This window comes from Nonomuraea sp. NPDC001699, from assembly GCF_053596455.1.
In genome coordinates, this window is the sequence record NZ_JBSFGF010000022.1 from 115,942 (window position 1) to 135,593 (window position 19,652).

A 19,652-nucleotide genomic window follows, 5' to 3' on the forward strand; every position below is an offset into this window, starting at 1 on the left:
TCACGACCGGATCGCGTTGAGTTCCGCTTCGAGTTCCGCCAGCTCCGCCGCGCTGACCGAGCGCAACGTCAGGTCGCGCGGCGCGGCGGCGGCGGTGTCGTCGGCGAGCCGGGTCAGCAGACGGAACCAGGTCTCGGCGAGCCGGGTCACCTCGGGCCGGGTCAGCGCGCTGGCGGCCCAGGACCAGGTCGCGCGCAGCACCGGCCCGCCGGCGCCGTCGACCACCGCCGCGTTGACCTCGACGGCGTGCGCCGTCGGCATGCCGGCACCGAAGCAGTCCAGGCCCACGCCGAAGTCCGCGACGATCGTCCAGTCGCCGGTGCCGCCGCCGTCGAAGCGGCCCAGGTAGTTGAACCCGATCTCCGGCTCGGTCCCCGTGACGCGCTCGCCGGGCGCGCGCAGGTACCGGTGCAGGCCGTACTCCAGGCCCTTGTCCGGGAGCTCCCGCAACTGCTCGCGTACCAGCCGCAGAGCGGCCCGCGGGTCGTCCCCGTCGTTGTCACCGGCCTCCAGCAGCCGGACCGGGAACAGGGTGGTGAACCAGCCGACGGTCCGGGACAGATCGGTGCCGTCGCGGTCCTCCCGTCCGTGGCCCTCGACGTCCACCACGACCGGCCGGTCCGGCGTGCCGTCGCGGCGGGCCTGCTCGCGCACGGCCAGGGCGAGGCCGGTGAGCAGCAGCTCGTTGACCGTGGGGGAGTCCGGGCCCACCAGCCGCTCGGTGGTGGCGGGGTCCAGGTCGAGCGTGAGCAGGCGGTCCGGTGACTCGTGGTCGGTCCGGGCGTCCGACGGCCGTCCGAGGCGGGCGCGGCCGGCGTCGAGCACCGACGACCAGTACGCCGCCGCGCCCGGCCGGGCGCCGGAGCGTGCGTCGTCGTTCAGCAGCCGCGCCCAGGTGCGGAAGGACGTCGCCGCGGGCGCGGGCCGCCATCCGGCGCCGCCGTGCCAGGCTTCGCGCAGGTCGTGGAGCAGGACGCGCCACGAGACGCCGTCCACGCACAGATGGTTGACGACCAGGCCGAGCATGGCCTGCCGCCCGGGTTCGGCGCTGAACCAGACCGCCTGGACCAGCCGTCCCTCGTCGAGACTCAGGCGCTGTTGCGCGGCGGCGAGCTCCGCGCGGATCAGCTCGTCGGCGGCCTCGCCGGTGCGGCCGTTCAGCGGCACCTCGGTCAGGCACTGCCGGGCGTCCACGTCGTCCGGTGCGGGCACGAGCAGTTCCCACTGCCCGTCGGCGGTGATCCGGCGGCGGGCCCGCAGCATGTCGTGGACCTCCAGCAGGCGCCGCAGCACGCCGGTCAGCCAGTCGCCGGTGACCTGCGCGGGGATCCGCAGCACCAGCCGCTGGCAGAACGCGTCGGCCGGCCCGCCCCGCTCGCGCAGCCAGTGCACGATCGGAGTCAGCGGCACGGCGCCCCGACCGGCCTCGGGCGCCTCGGCGGCGACGGCGGGCGCGGGGCGCGACAGCGCGCGCTCGGCGAGCTCGGCGACCGACCGGGCGCCCATGACGTCGCGCACGGTCACCGGCAGCCCGGCGCGGGTGATCTGCCCGGCGGCGTCGATCGCCTGGATGCTGTCGCCGCCCAGCCGCAGGAAGCCGTCGTCGGGGTGGACCGCCGGCAGGGCCAGGACCTCGGCCAGGATGCCGCAGACCAGCCGTTCCGGGTCGGTGCGGGCGGCCCGGCCGCCGCCGGTCCGCGGCGGTTCGATCGCGGCCAGGGCGGCCCGGTCGAGCTTGCCGTTGGCGGTGACCGGCAGCTCGTCCAGCGTGACGTAGCGGGCGGGCACCATGTGCGCCGGCAGGCGCTCGGCCAGGTACGCCTCCAGGGCGTCGCCCGTCACCGGCTCGGCGGCGACCAGGTAGCCCACCAGGTGCTGGTGGCCCCCGGCGTTTCCACGGACCAGCACCGCGGCCTGCTCGACCGCCGGGTGGCCGGTCAGCGCCGACTCGATCTCGCCGAGCTCGATGCGTTGTCCGCGTAGTTTGACCTGGTTGTCGACCCGGCCGGCGTACTCGAACGCGCCGTCGGGCCGGCGCCGGCCGAGATCGCCCGTCCGGTACATGCGCTCGCCCGCGGCGCCGAACGGGTCGGCCACGAAGCGGGTGGCGGTGAGCCCCGGCCGGCCCAGGTAGCCGCGGGCCAGCTGGACGCCGGTCAGGTACAACTCGCCGACCTCGCCGTCGGCGACCGGACGCAGCGCGCCGTCGAGCACGTGCACCCCGGTGTTCCACACCGGCCGCCCGATCGGCACCGGGACGTCCGGCATGCCCGGTGGGCAGGGCCACGCGGTCACGTCCACGGCGGCCTCGGTGGGGCCGTAGAGGTTGTGCAGCTCGGCGTCGTGTGCCTGGTGGAAGCGGTGGACCGTCTCGGCGGGCAGGGCCTCACCGCTGCACAGCACCCGCCGCACGCTGGGCAACGGTGTCCCGGGCCGGGCCCGGAGGAACGCGGCGAGCATCGACGGCACGAAGTGCAGGGTGGTGATCCGCTCGCGGTCGATGACCTCGGCCAGGTAGGCGGGGTCGCGGTGGCCGTCCGGGCGGGCCATGACCAGCGTCGCGCCCTGCAGCAGCGGCCAGAAGAACTCCCACACGGACACGTCGAAGCCGGCCGGGGTCTTCTGCAGCACCCGGTCGTCGGGCCGCAGGCCGTACTGCGCCTGCATCCAGGCCAGGCGGTTGACGATGGCCCGATGGCTGATCCCGACGCCTTTGGGACGTCCGGTCGAGCCGGAGGTGTAGATGACGTACGCCAGGTTGCCGGGCCGGACCTCGGGCAGCGTGACCGACGGCGCACCGGCATCGGCGACATCGACGGTGACGACGCCCTCGAAGGCGTCACCGGCTCCGGACGTGACGGCGGCGACGGCCCCGGCGTCGGCCAGCAGGAAACGCAGCCGCCGCGGCGGGTCGCCGGGCTCCAGCGGCAGGTACGCGGCGCCGGACTTGATCACCGCGACGATCGCCACGACCAGGCCGGCGCCGCGGGGCACGGCGACGGCGACGACCCGCTCCGGGCCGGCCCCGGCGTGCCGCAGCCGCCGGGCCAGCCGGTCGGTGCGGGCGTCGAGCTCGGCGTAGGTGAGGCAGGCGTCCTCGGCGACCACCGCGGGGGCCCGCGGGGTCCGGGCCGCCTGCTCCCGCAGCAGGCCGACCAGGGTTCCGGCCGGGACGACCGGGGAGTCCTGGGTCATGGCGTCACCGTTCCCGTCCCGTCCATCTCGGCGGCGAGGCCGGCCGGCCGCAGGTCCGTCCAGTTCTGCTCGACGTAGCGCAGGCAGGCGTCGCGGGTGTCGCCGCCGTGCGCCACCGACCAGCCGGCCGGTACGGCGGCCGTGACCGGCCACAACGAGTGCTGGCGCTCCGCGTTGACCAGCACGAAGTATCGGTCGTTGTCGGACTCGAACGGATTGGTCACGGCGCTACTCCTTGCAGCTCGGGCGTGCGGTCGGCGGGGGAGCCGGCCGGGTTCCAGACGTCGTGCGGGCTCAGCGCGGCGGGCGCGTACTGGCCGAGGGCGCTGATCAGCATCCGCATCTCCAGCTCCAGGCATCGGACCAGCCGCACCAGACCGGCCGCGGGGTCCTCGTCGGCGGCCAGCATGGCCGCGCGGCCCAGCCCGACGGCGGTGGCGCCCAGCGCCATGCACTTCACCGCGCGGGTGCCCTCCCACATGCGGCCGGACACCAGCAGGCCGGGCCGGTCCGGGCCCAGCCGGCGCAGGCACTCGTGCAGCGGCAGGCCCACGTGTCCGAGGAAGGCCGACGGCGCCCAGCCGGTGCCGCCCTCCGCGCCGTCGACCGTGACGGCGTCGGCCCCGGCGGCCCGCGCGACGGTGGCGGCCTCGGCGACGTCGCGACCCGGGTGCAGCTTCACCCAGATCCGCACCCGCGGGAAGTTGTTGCGCATGAAGCGGATCTGCTGGGCCAGGATCTCGGCGGTGAAGGTGCCCGGCGTGCCGCACCGCAGCAGCGCCGCGGAGCCGGAACCGGAACCGGAACCGGCGTCGGCGTCGGAGCCGGAGTCGAGCAGTTCCTCCAGGGCGTAGCGGTCGGCCAGCCGCCGCGCGGCCGCCTGGTCCACCAGGGTCATGCCGCCGAGACCGGGTTTGGCGCCCTGGCCGAGCTTGAGCTCGAACGCCAGCCGGCCGGAGTCGAGCAGCCGCTGCGTGGACGGGTCGCCGTAGACCAGCTGCCAGACCTCGGCGTCGGCGTCCTCGGTGCTCTGCTGCACGACGACCCCGCCGGTCACGTCGTCGGCCTCGGCGGCGTAGGCGCGCAGCCGCGACAGCAGGGACCGGCCCGCCGGTCCGCTGTCGCGGCCGAAGCCGTTGACGGGCACGACGTTCTCGCCGATCACCATCGGCAGGCCCAGGCTCGCCGCCTGCCGGCTGACCGCCAGGCCCAGCTCGTGGCCGGCGGCCCGGGTCGAGCCGAACGCGGAGACGTACACCGGCAGCGGCGAGCGCAGGGCGCCGATCACGGTCGACAGGTCGACGTCGCGGTAGGTGGGTTCGCGGCCGAGCTCGATCAGCTTCTCCAGCCGGTTCGGCATGAACACCGGCGGCACCAGCCGGGCGGACTCCAGCGGGTCGTCGCCGGCGGTGTCCTGGGCGCCGAACAGGGAGCCGAACAGGGCGCTGCCGTAGCCGCCGGCGTCCGGGAACAGGGCCGCGACGCCGTGGCGCGCCCGTCGGCGTACCGGCTGCTCGGGGAACCCGTGCGCGACGAGCCCGGTCACGGCGTCGCCGTCCCGGGCAGCTTCGGGTAGGCGCTGGCCTGCCAGACCGCGTCGAGCCCGGCGACGTAGCGGGTCAGCCGTTCGAGGCCGAGGCCGAAGCCCGCGCTGGCCGGGACGCCGGTGCGCAGCAGGTCGAGGTACCACTGGTACTTGGCGGGATTCTCGCCGGACTCGCGGATGCGGGCGACGACCCGCCGGTAGCCGGACTCGCGTTCGCTGCCGCTGGCCAGCTCGCCGTACCCCTCGGGGGCGATCAGGTCGAAGTTGCGCAGCACGCCGGGCTCGGTCTCGCTCTCGCGGTCGTAGAACCCCCGGCTGCCCTTCGGGTAGTCGACGATGAAGAACGGCCGGGCGGCCTTGGCGGACAACTTCGCCTCGCCCGGCCAGTCGATCTCGGAGTCCGCCTGCTGCGAGTCGTGCCCGATGGCGTGCAACGTGCGTACCGCCTCGGCGTGCGTCATCCGGTCGAAGTCGCCCTCGCCGTAGCCGGCGAACGCGCCGGGGTCGCGGCCGAGGGTCTCCAGGGCGTCGGGCCGCAGGCTCGCGGTGCGGGTCACGACGTGCCGGAGCAGGTTCTGCGCCAGCTCGACGGCCTCGTCGCGGGAGGCGCCGGCCATCTCGACGTCGATCTGGTGGAACTCCACCAGGTGCCGATCGGTGGCGGCGGTCTCCAGCGGCTCCAGCCGCACGCACGGCGAGATGAAGAAGATCTTGTCGAACATCAGCAGCGACGCCTGTTTGTACAGGATGGCGCTGGTCATGAGCTTGTACCGGGAACCGTAGAGGTCGACGTCGGCCGGCTTCGCGCCGCGCCCGCCGGGGTCGGTCACCGGTCCGATGATCGGCGCCTGCAGCTCCATGAACCCGGCCGCGGTCAGGAACTCCCGGGCGCAGGCCAGCACCTGGCCCTGGACGGTCAGGGCCGCCCGGGTGACGGGTGAGGTCAGGTGGTCACGTAGCTCCGGCATCGGTCCCCGCGTCATGGGATTCACCTCGTTGTTCGTCGAAGGTTCGCTGTACGTACGACAGGGCGGCCAGCAGGTCGCCGGCGCGCATGCGGTGGCGCGTCGGTTCCACCAGGTCGCCGAGGGGCAGTGAGCCGATCCGCGACCAGCGCAGGACGCCGTCGCCGTCCAGGAAGCTGCGGGTGCGGCCCTGGTTGTCCGGGTGCAGGCAGTACGGGACGTCCAGGTAGCCGTGCCGGAACGCGCGGATCAGGGCGGTCCCGACGTCCGGGTCGAGATCCAGCACCGCCTCGATCAACGCGCGGGCCTGGGCCAGCACGCCGGTGTCGGCGACCGCGGGGAGGGGCGCGGTCCGCGCCCGCGCCGCCGCGTGCTCGGCGGTGCGCAGGGCCTGCACGTTCTCGGCGACCGTCGGGATCCGGTACGCCTCGGCGGTGGTCTTCACGATCAGCCGGGCGGCGCCGCTGTGGACGGTCAGCCGAGCCGCCTGCCTCAGCAACCGCGAAGCGCCTTGCGCGGTCCGCGGATACAACCCCATGTAGGCGTAGACGACGATGTGCCAGTCCAGGCCGCCGAGCCGTTCGGCGGCCAGGGTGCGCAGCGCGCCGACCGCCTCGCGGTCCTGTGCCTCGTTGGTCTGCTGGGCGTAGCTGAGCGAGACGCTGCGCAGCCCGTGCTGGGCGAAGAACAGCGCCTCCAGCAGGCTGAGCGCCACCAGCATGGCGGGCGGGGTCAGCTGGCCGAGCATGCAGCCGCCGAACGTCTCCAGATGCGGTTCGCGGTCCGGGCCGATACCGGCGGCGAGCATGCCGGCGCAGCGGGCCCAGTTCGACACCGACTCGGTCAGCGGCGTGCGGGAGTAGGGCAGGCAGTAGGAGATCGGCCCGCCCTCGGTGGCGTCCAGGCCGGCGGCCAGCGCCGTGGCGACGATCGGCCGTGGGTCGGCGGAGCCGTGCCGGACCTGGACCGGGAACGTCCTGTCGCGCACGCCGTCGAGCATCCGCCGGATCGCGTCGGCGCCGTGCGCGACGATCGGGAAGCCGTTGAGGTCCTCGCCCGCGGTCAGCGCCCGGCGCGCCGACGCGTGGTCGCCGACCCTGGTGTAACTGTCCACGGTGATGGTTCCCGCGGTGGTGCGGGCGGCGTCGCGGGTGGCCTCCAGCCCGGCGCGGGTACGGCTCAGCGAGCTGAAGCCCATCCGGGGCTGGACCACGACCCGGCGGTCGGCGGCCGCCGCGGCGACGAACGCGCCGAACGCGTACTCGGCGGTGGTCATCGCGCCGGGACCGTCGCGGCGTAGGCCAGCAGCTCGCTCACCTGCTCCCCGAAGACCCGGTCGAAGCCCGCCGCGAGCAGTTCGGGCGCGAGGCGGGAGTTGGGCCGGCCGGCGATGCCGAGCTTGCCGCCGATCACCGCGGGCACGCCGGCGGTCTGCGGGCACTGTCTCAGGCGTCGCGCCGCCCGGGCGGCGTCGTGCCGGCCGTGCCCGTTGACGCTGCTCATCACCAGCAGGTCGGGGCGCAGGTCGCGGCAGCGGTCGATCAGCAGGTCGTCCGGTACGCAGGCGCCCAGGTTGGCCACCGCGTGACCGGCCTCCTCCAGCAGCAGCTGCAGGTAGACCAGGTTCCAGGTGTGCGCGTCGGAGGACGTGCCGGACAGCAGGACGGTGAGATGCCCGCGGCCGGACCGGACGGGTACCTCCGGTGCGGCGGCGGCGACTGCGGTGGCAAGCACGCGGCCATCCCTTCTGGTGGCGGGCGGGGCTCGTTCACGTCTGGGCCATCGTGGAGGGCGGGCCTACCGGGGAGCTGTCGCCGTCCTATCGGCGATCTCTCACCGCGCCCCCCGACGCCGCCGGACGCCGCCGATATGCCGGTGATAGGCGGCGCGTGTTCCATGCATCGGCATGACCCTGCGAAACCTGTCGGCGGTGCCGGCCGACGAGATGTCCAGCGGCACGGCGCCGCGCCCCCTGACGATCTGCGTCTTCTGCGGCGCCCGGCCGGGCCTGCACGCCGGCGACGCCGAGACCGCCCGGCGGCTGGGACGGCTGATCGGCAGCCGCGGGCACCGGCTGCTCTACGGTGGCGGCGGATCGGGACTGATGGGCGAGCTCGCGTGGTCCGCGCAGCGGCACGGCGCGCCGATCACCGGCGTCATCCCCACGTTCCTGTACGAACGCGAGCGCGGCATCGCCGCCCCGCCGCAGGACACCGTGCTGACCACGACGATGGGCGAGCGCAAGTCGGCCTTCCTGACCAGGGCGGACGCCTTCGTCGCGCTGCCGGGCGGGTTCGGGACGCTCGACGAGGTGCTGGAGGTGATCAGCCTCAACCAGCTGGAGGTGCTGGCGAAGCCGATCGTGCTGGTCGACTCGGAAGGCTTCTGGGGGCGCTTCGTCGCGCTGGTGCGGGACCTGGCGCACCGGGGTTTCACCGAGCCCGGCTTCGGCCCGCACTGTTCGGTGACCGACAGCGCCGAGGACGCGCTGCGGTGCCTGGAGACGTACCTGGCCGAGGCGGCCGTCCCGGTCGCCGCCGACGTGGAGGGGCGTTGAGATGAGCTCTTCGGTGACCGAGTCGCGCGCAACGGTCGTGGCGGACGTCCCGCGGGTCGACGGTCCCCGCCTGCTGCGCGACCTCGCGGAGCTGGCCCGCTTCGGCGCCGACGACCGGGGCGGGGTGTCCCGTCCCGGCTTCAGCCGCGCCGACGCCGACGCGCGCCGCCACCTCATCGGCAGGGCCGAGGCGGCGGGCCTCGCGGCGGCCGTCGATCCGGCGGGGAACCTGGTGGTACGCCGCCGCCGGCGCACCGCGGGCCCGGTGTTGCTGATGGGCTCGCACCTCGACAGCGTGGTGCACGGCGGGCGGCTGGACGGCGCGTACGGGGTGGTCGCGGCGCTGGAGGCGCTGCGCGTCCTGGCCGGCCGGGACGAGCCGCTGAGCTGGGAACCGGTCGTGGTGGCCTTCACCAACGAGGAGGGCGCCCGCTTCCCGCAGGCGTTCTGGGGCTCGATGGCCCTGACCGGCGACCTGTGCGACCCGCGGCGGGCGGTGGACCGCGACGGCGTCTCGATCGCCGGGCCGTTGCGCGAGGCCGGCGGTGACCTGGATCGGGTCGCCGACGCCGCGTGGCCCGACGGCTCGATCGGCGCGTTCCTGGAGCTGCACATCGAGCAGGGCCCGGTCCTGGAGCGCGCCGGGGTCCCGATCGGGGTGGTGACCAGCATCGTCGGGCGCACCCTGGTCGAGGCGCGGGTGCGCGGCCGGCAGGGCCACGCCGGGACGACGCCCATGGACCTGCGCCGCGACGCCATGGCCGCCGCCGCGCGGGTCGTGCTCGCCGTCGAGGAGCTCGCCCGCTCCGGCGCGTGCCAGGTCGCGACGGTGGGCGCGCTGAACCCCACGCCGAACGTGCCCAACGTGATCGCCGGCGAGGTCCGGATGACGGCCGAGCTCCGCGACACCGACGAGGACCGCCTGTCCGCCGCCGAGGTGGCGCTGCGTGCCGTGGCGGAGCGGATCGGCACCCTGACCGGCACGACGATCGAACTGGACCCGGTGATGCGCGCGACGCCGGTCGCCACCGACGCGGGCCTGCGGCGGGTGATCGCGCGGGCCAGCTCCGCGCTGGACCTGCCGAACCGGACGGTGGCCAGTGGCGCCGGTCACGACGCGCAGATCATGGCCGCGGCCGCGCCGATCGGCATGATCTTCGTGCCCAGCGTCGGCGGGGTCAGCCACGCGCCCGACGAGCACACCGGCGACCGGGAGCTGGTGGCGGGCGGCGACGTGCTGTTGCGGGCCGCGTGGGAGCTGTGCCGGCGAGGCGCGATCCACTGATTCACAAGAAGTCTTGCGAAAACTGGCTCTGAGGGGGTATCAACGAAAGGAGTCTTTCGTACGGGAGTGTCCATGGAACCGACCAGACCGGAACGACGCGTACGCGTACAGGACCCCACCAAGCTGCGCGCGCTCGCCCATCCCCTACGGCTGCGCCTGCTGCGCTACCTGCTGGCGGCCGGCCCGCGAACGGCGGCGCAGTGCGCCGAGGCGCTCGGCGACACCGGCTCCAACTGCAGCTACCACCTGCACCAGCTCGCCCGCCACGGGCTGATCGAGCGCGCGCCCGCGCAGGGCGCCAACCGGCGCGACCGGCCGTGGCGCGCCGCCGCCACCGGCCTGGAGTTCGTGCCCGAGCCGGGGGACGAGCAGGGCCGGCAGGTCAACGACGCGCTGACCTCGCTGGAGCTGGACGAGGTGTTCCGGTCGCTGCAGCACTACCAGCGACAGCAGCACAAGCTGCCCGACCAGTGGCGGGAGAGCGCGACCTTCCACAACTACACGCTCTCGCTGACCCCCGAGGAACTGCGGCACCTCACCCTGACGCTGGACGCCGTCATCAGGCCGTACCTGCGCCCGGTGCGCGACGGGGCGCCGGGTGACGCCCTGCCGGTCAGCCTGAGCCTGCAGGCCTATCCCACACCGGAATTCATCTGACATGTTGATGCTGCTGCGTCACCGCGGATTCGTCCTCATCTGGATCGCCGGGCTCGCGTCGAGCGTGGCGAGCTGGCTGCTGATCACCGGGTTGCCCATCTACGTCTTCGGCGTCACCGGCTCGGCGCTGGTCACCTCCGCCGTGTTCCTCGTCGAGCTGTTGTGCGGCATCACCCTGGGATCGTTCGCCGGGGCGCTCGCCGACCGCTTCGACCGGTTCCGGCTGATGAGCGGCGTCGCGGTGGTGCAGGCGGTGGTGGTGCTGCCGCTGGTGGGCGAGCCGGGTCACCGCCTGTGGATCATCTGCGTGGTCGCCGGCGCCCAGGCGGTGCTGACCCAGACGTTCGACTCGGCCCGCAACGCCGCCCTGCCCCGGCTGGTCGAGGCCGCGCACCTGGTGCGCGCCAACAGCATGGTCGCGCTCAACACCAGCGCGGGACGCCTGATCGGCAGCTCGCTGGGCGGCTTCGCGATCACCCGGGAGGGAACCCGGTACCTGGCGATCGGCGCCGCCGTGGCGTTCGTGACGGCCGCCGCCCTGATCGCGGTCGCCCGCCGGACGGCCCGGTACGACGCCGCCGAACCGGCCACGGACGGCGGCGCCGCGTCGTTCTTCGCGAACTGGCGGTCCGGCCTGGTGACGATGATGCGCAACCGCGGCGTCCGGGCGACGTTCCAGAGCGTGGCGCTGGGCGGCGTCGCCCAGGGCCTGTTCGTGGTGCTCTTCGTCGTCTTCGTCAGCCGCGCGCTGCACGCCGACGGCACGCTCACCGGCGTGCTGCGCGGTGTCCAGGCGATCGGCGGCGTGGCGGGCGGGCTCATCGTCGGCCTGCTCGGTGCGCGCCTGAGCCCCTGGTTGCTGATGAGCCTGGGCGCCGTCTCGTTCGGCCTGCTGAGTCTGACCATCTGGAACGGCCCGGCGCTCTCGCGTCAGGTCGAGATTTATGTCGTGCTTTTCATCCTGATAGGCGTGCCCGGAATCGCGTACAACAGCGGCGCGTTCGCGCAGATCCAGCAAAGCGTGTCCGACAGCGATCTGGGCCGCGCCTTCGGCGCGTTCTACGTGGTCTACAACGCCTCACAAGGGCTGGGCATGGCGGCGGCCGGCGTGCTCGGCGACGTGCTCGACGTGGTGCTCGTCCTCAACGTGCAGGCCATGCTGTACCTGGCCTCCGGCGCGGTGGCCTACTTCGCGTTGCGCCCGGCCCGTAGGCCGCAGACCGAAATCCTGCGGCAGTGATGTTTTTCGACCGGCATTAATCAGTAACCGAATTTGCCGCTAGTGCACTGTTTAGCCTGCCTTTCCTCTGTTAGGCGCGATTTTCACCTCCATGTGATATCTCATCGATAGGAATCGAGATATGTGGACGGATGGGGCGGCGGCGTGCACTTCAGGATTCTCGGCCCAGTGCAGATCACCACCGACGGAGCACCCGTCGAGATCACCGCCCCCCGGCACCGCGCCGTACTCGCGATGCTGCTGCTCGACGTCAACCACGTGGTGTCGGTCGACCGTCTCATCGAAGCGGTCTGGTCGGACGCGCCTCCCTCGACCGTCCGCAGCCAGATCTACACCTGCATCTCCGGCCTGCGGCGGCTGCTGAGACGGGCGGCGCTGCCCGCGCGGATCGTGACCAAGGCGCCCGGCTACCAGCTGCTCGCCCCCGCCGACAGCGTCGACCTGCACATCTTCGACCGGCTCGTGCAGGAGGCCGCCGCGGCCAGGGCACGCTCCGACACCGAAGCCGCCGCCGAGGCGTTGCGCCGGGCCCTGGCCCTGTGGCAGGGGGAGCCCCTGGCAGGTGTCGAGGGCGAACTGGTCGAGGCCGCCGCGGCCCGGCTGGCCGAACGCCGCCTGGACGTCCTGGAGCAGCGCTTCGAGCTCGAACTGGAACTGGGCCACCACCATCAGGTGCTGCACGAGCTGACCGCCAGGGCGGAGAGCCACCCGCTGCGCGAGCGGCTCTGGAGCCTGCTCATGATCGCGCTCTACCGCTCCGGCCGGCAGGCCGAGGCGCTGTCGCAGTTCCAGGTGGTCCGCAGCCGGCTGATCGACGAGCTCGGACTGGAACCCGGGCAGGAACTGCGGACCGCCGAACGGGTCATCCTCACCGACGGCGCCGCGGCGAGCGCCCCGCCGCCGGCGCCCGCGCCGCCGGTCTCCCCGCACGCCCCGCCGGCCGCCTTCAGCACCGTGTCGGCGCCGTACGTCGCGCCCCGGACGTTGCCGACCGACAGCCCGCACTACGTCGGACGGCAGACGTACGTCAGCCGCCTGCACGCCAAGCTCGCCGCCGTCGTGTCGCACGGCGAACGGCCGCACACCCCGCCCGTGGCCGTGCTCACCGGGCCGCCCGGCGTCGGCAAGACGGCCCTGGGCGTGCACATCGCCCACCAGCTCTACGACGCCTACCCCGACGGCCAGCTCTACCTGTCGCTCAGCGAGAAGGGCATGCCGATCACCGCCCACCGCGCGCTGGAGCGCATGCTCGCCATGCTCGGCGTGCCCGGCTACCTGCTCCCGGAGTCGGTGGAGGAACGCGCGGCCCTGTTCCGCAGCCGCATCGCCGACCGCCGCATCCTCATCATGCTCGACGACGCGGCCGACGACGCCCAGGTGGCCACGCTGCTGCCCGGCTCCAGCTCCTGCGGCCTGATCATCACCAGCCGGTGGCGGCTCGCCGGCATCCGCGGCGCCGACGTCGTCGAAGTGGACCCGCTGAGCCTCCAGGACGCCATCGACCTGCTGACGAACGTGGTGGGCCAGGCGCGCATCCTCGCCGAGCCGACCGCCGCGCTGGAGCTGGTCACCCTGTGCGGACGGCTGCCGCTGGCCCTGTGCATCGTGGCCGCCAGGCTGGCCGGGCGGCCGCACTGGTCGGTGGCCCAGCTGGTCGATCTGCTCTCGGCCGGGGAACACCGGCTCGACGAGCTCAGCTACGGCACGCTCAGTGTGCGGGACAGCCTGGCCTCGACGTACGAACGGCTGCCCGCGCCCGCCCGCCGGCTGTTCCGGCTGCTGGGCGTGCTCACCGTCCAGGACTTCCCGGTCTGGATCGCCGCGCCGCTGCTCGGCGAGGGGCACCACAGCGCCGCCCTGGAGATCCTGGTCGACGCCCACCTGATCGACGTGGTCCGCGGGCACGGCGTCTTCTCCCGCTACGCCATGCCGGATCGGGTGCTGCTCTACGCACGCGAGCTGCTGGCCGCCGAACCGGAGGACGAGCAGCACGCCGCTTTGGGCCGCGCCCTCGCCGCGTGGCTGACGCTGGCCGAGCAGGCGCACCGGCGCGAGCACGGCGGCGACTACGCGCGCATCCACGGCCGGACCCCGCGCTGGGCCCTGCCCGAGGACCTGGTGGACCAGCTGCTGGCCGAACCGGCCGAGTGGTTCGGCCAGGAACACGCCGCGATCACGACCGCGGCCCGGCAGGCGGCCACCCACGGATACCCGGAGACCAGCTGGGACCTGTCCCTGACCGTCGTGCCGTTCCTCCAGGCACGGTGCGCCTGGGACGACTGGCGCTCCACGCACGAGGCGGCGCTGGAGGCCTGCCGCGCGCAGAACAACCGTCGCGGCGAGGCGGCGATGTTGTACTCGCTGGGCGTGCTGGCTCTCGAACAACAACGCTTCGACGAGGCGCGCGCCCACCTCGGCCTCGCGATGCGAGTGTTCACCGAGGTCGGCGAGGCCCACGGCCGTGCCCTGGGCCTGCGCCACCTCGGCGCCCTGGACCACTTGCGCGGACACTCCGACCTGGCGGTCAGCCGGTACGAGGAGTCGGTCGCCCTGCTCCGCGACCTCGACGACCCGGTCACCGAGGCCGACGTCCTGTGCCGGCTGGCCGGGATCATGATCGACCGCGGCGACCGCGACCGGGCCGGGAAGCTGCTGGAGAACGCGCTGCGGCTGGTCTGGGAGGTCGGCTGCCGGCTCGTCGAGGTACGGATCCGGCAGCAGCAGGGGAACCTGTACCTGGCTGACGACGATCTGGAACGCGCGGAGATGCACTTCTCGCTGGCGCTGGAGGAGGCCAGGCTGGGCCGCGACCGGCTCGCCGAGGCCGCCGCCCTCCTCGGCATCGGCATGGTCCAGCACCGGGAGGGCCGGTACGACCAGGCGGTCGGCACGGTCGAACAGTCCTTCGCCCTCGCCCAGCGATGCGGGGAGCGGACCCTGTCCGGGCGGTGCCGCGTCGTCCTGGCGGAACTGTGCTGCGACGCCGGGCGCGTCGACGAGGCGCACAGCTCGGTGCAGCAGGCGCTGTCGCTGCTGTCCCAGACCGGCGACGCGGTGTGGGAGCAGCGGGCCCTCGCCGTGCTGGCCCGCGTCCGCACCCACCTGTCGCCCCCGCCCGCCCGTCCCGGCGAAGGGACGTGACCGCCGGGCGGTCGCCACTTGATCCCGAAGACCGCCGAGGACGCCTGCCCCTCGCCGAACTCCCCTCCGGCCACCACTTCCCGACGCGCACCCCCGGTCAGTCCTGGACGGATCTCCAGGACTCCACGGTCGCCTCGGCGATGGTCTCGATGCGGTGGCCGTATGCCGGATGCCCATCGGACACGAAACTGCCGTCCCCGGCCGGGAGGCCGCAGAAGGTGGCACGGAAGGACGCGGGCGGTCCGCCCGGTGGGAGCGGCGCGTACGCTGCCAACAGCTCCACGTCCTGGTGCCCTCCGTGCTTGTTCCGCGCCACCTGGCGGGCCCCCACGCGAAGCAGCGCGTCAAGACCCTGATCGACGTAGAGCTGCAGTTGGCGGAACTGGCCGTCGAGATGCCTCGGGTGAGCCCGGGAAGGATGCTGCAGGAGAAACGCACAGACCACCAGCGGGTGCCATCTGTACATCCGAGCATCGGCCTGTTCTTCGGCGAGGACGGCGTGGTAGTAGTCCACGCAGGTGCCCAACGGGCCTGCGGCCGCGCCGCACTCACACCGACCCACGTCAGGACTGTCCGCCATGATCCGCACGATAGGCGGCCGGGAAGGACATTGTCGACGAGATTACCTCAGCCGGTCGGCGGCCTCGTCAGGAGGCAAGGCGGCGCCCTGCTGGTAGGCGGTGTCGTAGGCGGGACGGCCGAGACGGGACGCGAGCGTGTCCGCCAAAGCGCGCAGTTCGATGTCGCCGTGGTCGAAGGTGCCGCGGATGGCCTGGCTCAGGCCGAGCGCGGTGGTCGCGCCGGCCGGGTCGTCCTCCAGGAACAGCAGCCGGGCCAGGAGATGAGCGGCCGAGGGGACGTCCATGGTCGCCCGCGCGGCCCGGACGGCCCCGGGCAGCAACGCCCGCGCGGCCGCGGCCTCCCCGGCGGTGAGGAGGTTCGACATCCTGGCGGGCGTCAGGAGGTTCGCGATCGTCTCCGGGGCGATGCGGGCCTGGCGGGCGAGCGTCTCGATGCGGTCGAGCTCCCGGCCGGCCCGTTCGATGTCGCCGCGGCGGCGGCACAGCTCGGCCCGCCTGCCCAGGACGTCGATCTCCAGGACGGGCTGACCCCGCTCCCAGGCCGCCCGTTCGGCGGCTTCGATGTCGTGCCCGGCGCCGGTGAGGTCGCCGGTGCGCATGCGTTCGGCGGCGAGCCCGAGCCGGGCCGAGACCTCGTCCTGCGAGCCGAGATCGGCGGCGATCGCGATGGTGCGCTCGTAGGCGGCGATCGCCTGGTCGTGTTCGCCGCCGACGGCGTGGATCTGCGCCAGCCCGTACAGGGCCTTGGCCGTCCACCATCGGTCGCCGGTCTCCTCGAACGCGCGCTGCGCCGCCGCCATCGCGGTCGCGGAGTTCGCCCGGTCGCCCCGCTGCCGGTGACGCATGGCTTCGATCATGAGGGTGCAGGCGGTCGCCCAGCGGTCCGAGCCGTCGCGCACGCGGGCGATCTCCCGGTCGACCAGCTCCTGCGGCCCGATCACCGCCGCCATGGGCAGCACGACCGTCAGCAGCATCGGATGGCGCCGCAGCGCGCCCGTGCGCGCGCAGTCGTCGACGAGAGCGCGCAGGCGCTCGGGGTCCTGGATCGGCCCGCCCTCGCCGGCCACCAGGTGGATCGCGGTGAACGCGGCCCGGGCGTCGGCGGGCAGCGCGTCGCCGAACGCGGCCACCTTGGCGACGTAGGAGCCGGCCCGGGCGTCGTAGCGGAGCACGACCCAGTACCAGTACAGCGGGCCGAGGAGCCGGGCGGCCGTGTGGGCGTCGCCGGCGTCGATGGCCGTGTGCAGGGCGAACACCAGGTTGTCGTGTTCGGCCTGGAACAGCCGCAGCGCCTCCGCCTGCCCTTCCGAGCGCAACGACCGCTCGTGCCCCGCGGCCAGATCGGCGAAGTGCCGGACGAACCCGCGCAGGACGGCCTCGGCCTCGCCCGCCTGGCGAAGCTTGCCGGCCGAATGGGCGCGGATGGTCTCCAGCATCCGGTACGCGTCGCCGGACCGCTCCACGATCGACCTGCCGACCAGGGAGTCCAGCAGATCGGCGACCTCGACGGCAGGGAGCAGCGTCCCGTCGGAGCAGACCGCCTCGATCGCGGCCGTCCCGGTGGGCCCCGGGAAGATCGAGATCCGGCGGGCGAGCACGCGTTCCTGGTCGGTGAGGAGGTCCCAGCTCCATTCGATGACCGCGTGGAGGGTCTGCTGGCGGGGCTGCGCGGCCCGGTTGCCGGTGCTGAGCAGCCGGAAGCGGTCGTCCAGCCGCGTGGCGACCTGCTCGGCGCTCATGGTCCGCAGCCGCGCGGCGGCCAGTTCGAGGGCCAGGGGCAGCCCGTCCAGCCGGCGCACGATGTCCACGACCGCGGCCGTGCCGGCGGCGTCCAGGGCGAAGCCGGGCTGGACGGCCGTCGCGCGATCGCGGAACAGGCGCACCGCGTCCGACCCGGCGGCCTGGGCGGCGTCCGCGTGTGCCGGCGGCAGGCCGAGCGGGCCCAGCCGGCACAGCGCCTCGCCCATCACCTCCAGCGGTTCCCGGCTCGTGGCCAGGACGGTCAGGTACGGCAGGCGCTCCAGCAGGTGCCCGGCGAACTCCGCGACCGGGCCGGCGATCTGCTCGCAGTTGTCGAGCACCAGCACGCCCTCGCCGCCGGCCAGCAGGCCGACCACCCGCTCCAGAGGCGTGCCGGAAGGCTGCACGCCGGCGGGGCCGAGCGTGCCCAGCACCGCCTCGGGCAGCCCGCCGGCCGTGGTCACCCCGGCCAGCAGGACGAGCCAGACGCGGCCCCGCTGACGGGCTCGATGGCGGCTCGCCGCCTCGATCGCCAGCCGGGTCTTGCCCACCCCTCCCGGCCCCACGACGGTGACCAGCCGGGAGGTCTCCAGCGAACCGGCCAGCAGCCCCAGTTCGTCCGCCCGGCCGACGAAGCTGGTCAGCGGGGCCGGCAGCCGTCCCCGCGCCGCCTGCGGCCGGGTCTGGTCCGGCTCGCGGCGCTCCGGCTCGCCGCGCAGCACGGCCAGCTGCGTGTCGCGCAGCCTCTCGGACGGGTCGACCCCCAGTTCCTCGGCGAGCGTGCCGCGGACCTGCTCGAACACGGCCAGCGCGTCGGACCGGCGGCCCGCCGCGTGCAGGGCGCGCATGCGCAGCCCGGCCAGCCGTTCACGCAACGGGTGGGCGGCGGCCATGGCCGCCATGTCGGCCAGGACGTCGTCGTGGCGTCCCAGGCGCAGCTGCGCCTCGAACCGGTCCTCGACGGCCGCGACGCGCAACTCCTCAAGGCGTGGCGCCGCCGTACCGGCGAAGGGGGCGTCGCGCACGTCGGCCAGCGCCTCTCCCCGCCACAGCGCCAGCGCCTCCTCCAGCAGCGAGCCTGCTCGCCGCGCGGAGCCCGAGGCCAGCTCGCGACCGCCGCGCCTGGCCCTGTCCTCGAAACGGCAGGCGTCGACGTCCTCGGCGCGCACGTGCAGGAGGTATCCGCCGCCCGTCCACTCCAGGACCCCGGTCTCGCCCAGCGCCTTGCGCAGCCGGTGCACCAGGCCGTGCAGCGCGTTGACGGTGCCCCCGCGCGCGCCCCACAGGTCGTCGACGAGGGTGCCGGCCGGTACGGTCCCGCCTCCGGCCAGCGCCAGCCGGGCCAGCAGCGCGCGCACCATCACGCCGCCGGCGTCGACGGGCGCGCCGTCACGGGTGAAGGCCCGAACCGGTCCCAGCACCTCGATCCGCACAAGGGCAAAGGGTACGACGTCGTCGAAAGCAGTGCGATGTCGGCTGAAAGAGCGATCTAAGAGGCATGGAAGCGCTGGTCGGCACTGTGGAGGGCGTACAGGACAGACCACAGAAGGGCAGTGCGATGGCAACGCGCGAAAGAGTTCAGCGGGTGCTCGACCGGGCGGTGGCCGAGGCCGGCATCCCCGGCATCGTCGCCGAGGTCAAGGACGGCGACCGGACCTGGTTCGCCACCGCCGGCGTGGCCGATCTGAGAACCGGCGCCGCACGCCGGCCGGGCGAGCACGTGCACACGGGCAGCAGCGGCAAGGCGTTCACCGCCGCCGTACTGCTGAGCCTGGAGGCCGAGGGCAGGCTGGGCCTCGACGACCCGGTGAACACGTGGCTGCCGGGCGTATTGGACGCCAACGGCTACGACGGCGACAAGATCACCATCCGGCACCTGCTCAGCAACACCAGCGGCCTGTTCCCCACGGGCCTGGCGCCCGAGGTCAGCCACCGTTACGCCACCCGCTCCGGAATCCTCCGGCACCGCTTCGACGCCTTCACCACCGGCGAGCTGCTGAGGGTGGCGACCTCCCAGCCTCCGGTAGGCGAACCCGGCGAACGGTTCGCCTACTCCAACGGCGGCTTCCACCTCGCCGGGGCCGTCATCGAGAAGGTCACCGGCAGCACCTACGAGCAGGAGGTCGACCGCCGGGTCATCCGGCCGCTCGGCCTGACCCACACCCGCGTGCGCCCCCTCGACGACACCGGCTACCCCGCCCCGCACCCGCGCGCCTACTCCACCATGTTCTTCAAGGACGGCGTCGACCCGTCGACGATCACCCCTGAGAACTGGGAGTCGATGATGGAGGAGCCCGGCCTGCCGCCCCTGGACGTCACCGAGTTCAACACCTCCCTGGGCTGGTCGGCCGGCAACGTCGTCTCCACGACCGGCGACATGATCCGCTTCCTCGACGCGATGTCCACCGGGAGCCTGCTGCCGCCCGCACAACACCGGCAGATGTGGACCACCGTCCCGACCGAGGGCAGCCACTGGATGCCGTACGCGCGTTACGGCCTCGGCCTGTTCGAGCTCGACCCGCAGGCGACCGGCGGACGGACGCTGCGCGGCGTCGGCGGCAGCCTCTGGGGGTCCTGGCTCCTCGTGATCGGCACCTCCGACGGCCGGCACACCGTCGCCGTCCACACCAACACCGAGTGGAAGACGTGGGACGTCATGTTCCAGCTCGTCGAGGCGGAGTTCGGCGTCTCCGTCGGCGCCTGAGCCGCGACGGACCGAAGGGGGGCGCCGGAAATCAGGCGCCG

14 protein-coding genes are annotated in these 19,652 nt (G+C 73.8%); 6 read left to right on the forward strand and 8 right to left on the reverse strand.

What is annotated here, in order from left to right:
• The 6 genes from ACWCSU_RS41735 to ACWCSU_RS41760 are packed head-to-tail and all read right to left on the reverse strand — an operon-like array spanning position 1 to position 7,440.
• Positions 1 to 3,195 (reverse strand): amino acid adenylation domain-containing protein, encoded by a 3,195-nt coding sequence (locus ACWCSU_RS41735; protein ID WP_449942163.1) that lies wholly within the window; start codon positions 3,193 to 3,195, stop codon positions 1 to 3.
• Positions 3,192 to 3,419 carry an MbtH family protein gene (locus ACWCSU_RS41740; protein ID WP_357707321.1) on the reverse strand — a complete coding sequence of 76 codons (228 nt, stop codon included), beginning with the start codon at positions 3,417 to 3,419 and terminating at the stop codon, positions 3,192 to 3,194. The genes ACWCSU_RS41735 and ACWCSU_RS41740 overlap by 4 nt, the downstream gene beginning before the upstream one ends.
• Entirely contained in the window at positions 3,416 to 4,741 is a 1,326-nt protein-coding gene (locus ACWCSU_RS41745) for a glutamate synthase-related protein (RefSeq protein ID WP_449942164.1), read from the reverse strand. Before ACWCSU_RS41745 ends, ACWCSU_RS41740 begins: the two co-directional genes overlap by 4 nt.
• On the reverse strand, positions 4,738 to 5,724 hold the full coding sequence (locus tag ACWCSU_RS41750) for an asparagine synthetase A (RefSeq protein WP_364097235.1): 987 nt from the start codon (positions 5,722 to 5,724) through the stop codon (positions 4,738 to 4,740). Before ACWCSU_RS41750 ends, ACWCSU_RS41745 begins: the two co-directional genes overlap by 4 nt.
• Positions 5,693 to 6,982 carry a methylaspartate mutase gene (locus tag ACWCSU_RS41755; RefSeq protein WP_449942165.1) on the reverse strand — a complete coding sequence of 430 codons (1,290 nt, stop codon included), beginning with the start codon at positions 6,980 to 6,982 and terminating at the stop codon, positions 5,693 to 5,695. The genes ACWCSU_RS41750 and ACWCSU_RS41755 overlap by 32 nt, the downstream gene beginning before the upstream one ends.
• Positions 6,979 to 7,440: a cobalamin B12-binding domain-containing protein gene (locus ACWCSU_RS41760; protein WP_357707326.1), complete on the reverse strand. Its 462-nt coding sequence runs from the start codon at positions 7,438 to 7,440 to the stop codon at positions 6,979 to 6,981. Before ACWCSU_RS41760 ends, ACWCSU_RS41755 begins: the two co-directional genes overlap by 4 nt.
• Positions 7,441 to 7,612: 172 nt before the next feature.
• On the opposite strand from ACWCSU_RS41760, the gene ACWCSU_RS41765 reads away from it, so the two are divergent.
• From ACWCSU_RS41765 to ACWCSU_RS41785, 5 genes are all read left to right on the forward strand, one after another.
• A complete protein-coding gene (locus ACWCSU_RS41765; protein WP_449942166.1) occupies positions 7,613 to 8,263 on the forward strand; it encodes an LOG family protein in 651 nt (216 codons plus the stop codon).
• Between the two features lies 1 nt (position 8,264).
• Complete coding sequence (locus tag ACWCSU_RS41770; RefSeq protein WP_449942167.1) at positions 8,265 to 9,548, forward strand: hydantoinase/carbamoylase family amidase; 1,284 nt, start codon at positions 8,265 to 8,267, stop codon at positions 9,546 to 9,548.
• 72 nt (positions 9,549 to 9,620) lie between these two features.
• The gene (locus tag ACWCSU_RS41775) at positions 9,621 to 10,205 is read left to right on the forward strand and encodes a winged helix-turn-helix domain-containing protein (protein WP_449942168.1); all 585 of its coding nucleotides are present in this window, start codon (positions 9,621 to 9,623) and stop codon (positions 10,203 to 10,205) included.
• A gap of 1 nt (position 10,206) precedes the next feature.
• The gene (locus ACWCSU_RS41780; protein WP_449942169.1) at positions 10,207 to 11,445 is read left to right on the forward strand and encodes an MFS transporter; all 1,239 of its coding nucleotides are present in this window, start codon (positions 10,207 to 10,209) and stop codon (positions 11,443 to 11,445) included.
• 168 nt (positions 11,446 to 11,613) lie between these two features.
• Positions 11,614 to 14,586, forward strand: coding sequence for an AfsR/SARP family transcriptional regulator (locus ACWCSU_RS41785; RefSeq protein ID WP_449942170.1), 2,973 nt, complete (start codon positions 11,614 to 11,616; stop codon positions 14,584 to 14,586).
• 97 nt (positions 14,587 to 14,683) lie between these two features.
• Here the strand turns inward: ACWCSU_RS41785 and ACWCSU_RS41790 are convergent, their stop codons facing one another.
• Both ACWCSU_RS41790 and ACWCSU_RS41795 read right to left on the reverse strand, forming a co-directional pair.
• On the reverse strand, positions 14,684 to 15,166 hold the full coding sequence (locus ACWCSU_RS41790; protein WP_364097256.1) for a DUF5946 family protein: 483 nt from the start codon (positions 15,164 to 15,166) through the stop codon (positions 14,684 to 14,686).
• 42 nt (positions 15,167 to 15,208) lie between these two features.
• Positions 15,209 to 18,340, reverse strand: a complete 3,132-nt coding sequence (locus ACWCSU_RS41795) for an ATP-binding protein (protein ID WP_449942171.1) — start codon at positions 18,338 to 18,340, stop codon at positions 15,209 to 15,211.
• A 125-nt stretch (positions 18,341 to 18,465) separates the two neighbouring features.
• Between ACWCSU_RS41795 and ACWCSU_RS41800 the strand changes: the two genes are divergently transcribed.
• The gene (locus ACWCSU_RS41800) at positions 18,466 to 19,611 is read left to right on the forward strand and encodes a serine hydrolase domain-containing protein (protein WP_449942172.1); all 1,146 of its coding nucleotides are present in this window, start codon (positions 18,466 to 18,468) and stop codon (positions 19,609 to 19,611) included.
• The last annotated feature ends 41 nt before the right edge of the window (positions 19,612 to 19,652 follow it).

What these genes read in the sequence shown, in the direction of transcription:
- ACWCSU_RS41735 (WP_449942163.1), bottom strand. Translation starts at nt 3,195, where the DNA reads ATGACCCAGGACTCCCCGGTCGTCCCGGCCGGAACCCTGGTCGGCCTG.
- ACWCSU_RS41750 (WP_364097235.1), bottom strand. Translation starts at nt 5,724, where the DNA reads ATGACGCGGGGACCGATGCCGGAGCTACGTGACCACCTGACCTCACCC.
- ACWCSU_RS41755 (WP_449942165.1), bottom strand. Translation starts at nt 6,982, where the DNA reads ATGACCACCGCCGAGTACGCGTTCGGCGCGTTCGTCGCCGCGGCGGCC.
- ACWCSU_RS41765 (WP_449942166.1), top strand. Translation starts at nt 7,613, where the DNA reads ATGACCCTGCGAAACCTGTCGGCGGTGCCGGCCGACGAGATGTCCAGC.
- ACWCSU_RS41770 (WP_449942167.1), top strand. Translation starts at nt 8,265, where the DNA reads ATGAGCTCTTCGGTGACCGAGTCGCGCGCAACGGTCGTGGCGGACGTC.
- ACWCSU_RS41775 (WP_449942168.1), top strand. Translation starts at nt 9,621, where the DNA reads ATGGAACCGACCAGACCGGAACGACGCGTACGCGTACAGGACCCCACC.
- ACWCSU_RS41780 (WP_449942169.1), top strand. Translation starts at nt 10,207, where the DNA reads ATGTTGATGCTGCTGCGTCACCGCGGATTCGTCCTCATCTGGATCGCC.
- ACWCSU_RS41790 (WP_364097256.1), bottom strand. Translation starts at nt 15,166, where the DNA reads ATGGCGGACAGTCCTGACGTGGGTCGGTGTGAGTGCGGCGCGGCCGCA.
- ACWCSU_RS41800 (WP_449942172.1), top strand. Translation starts at nt 18,466, where the DNA reads ATGGCAACGCGCGAAAGAGTTCAGCGGGTGCTCGACCGGGCGGTGGCC.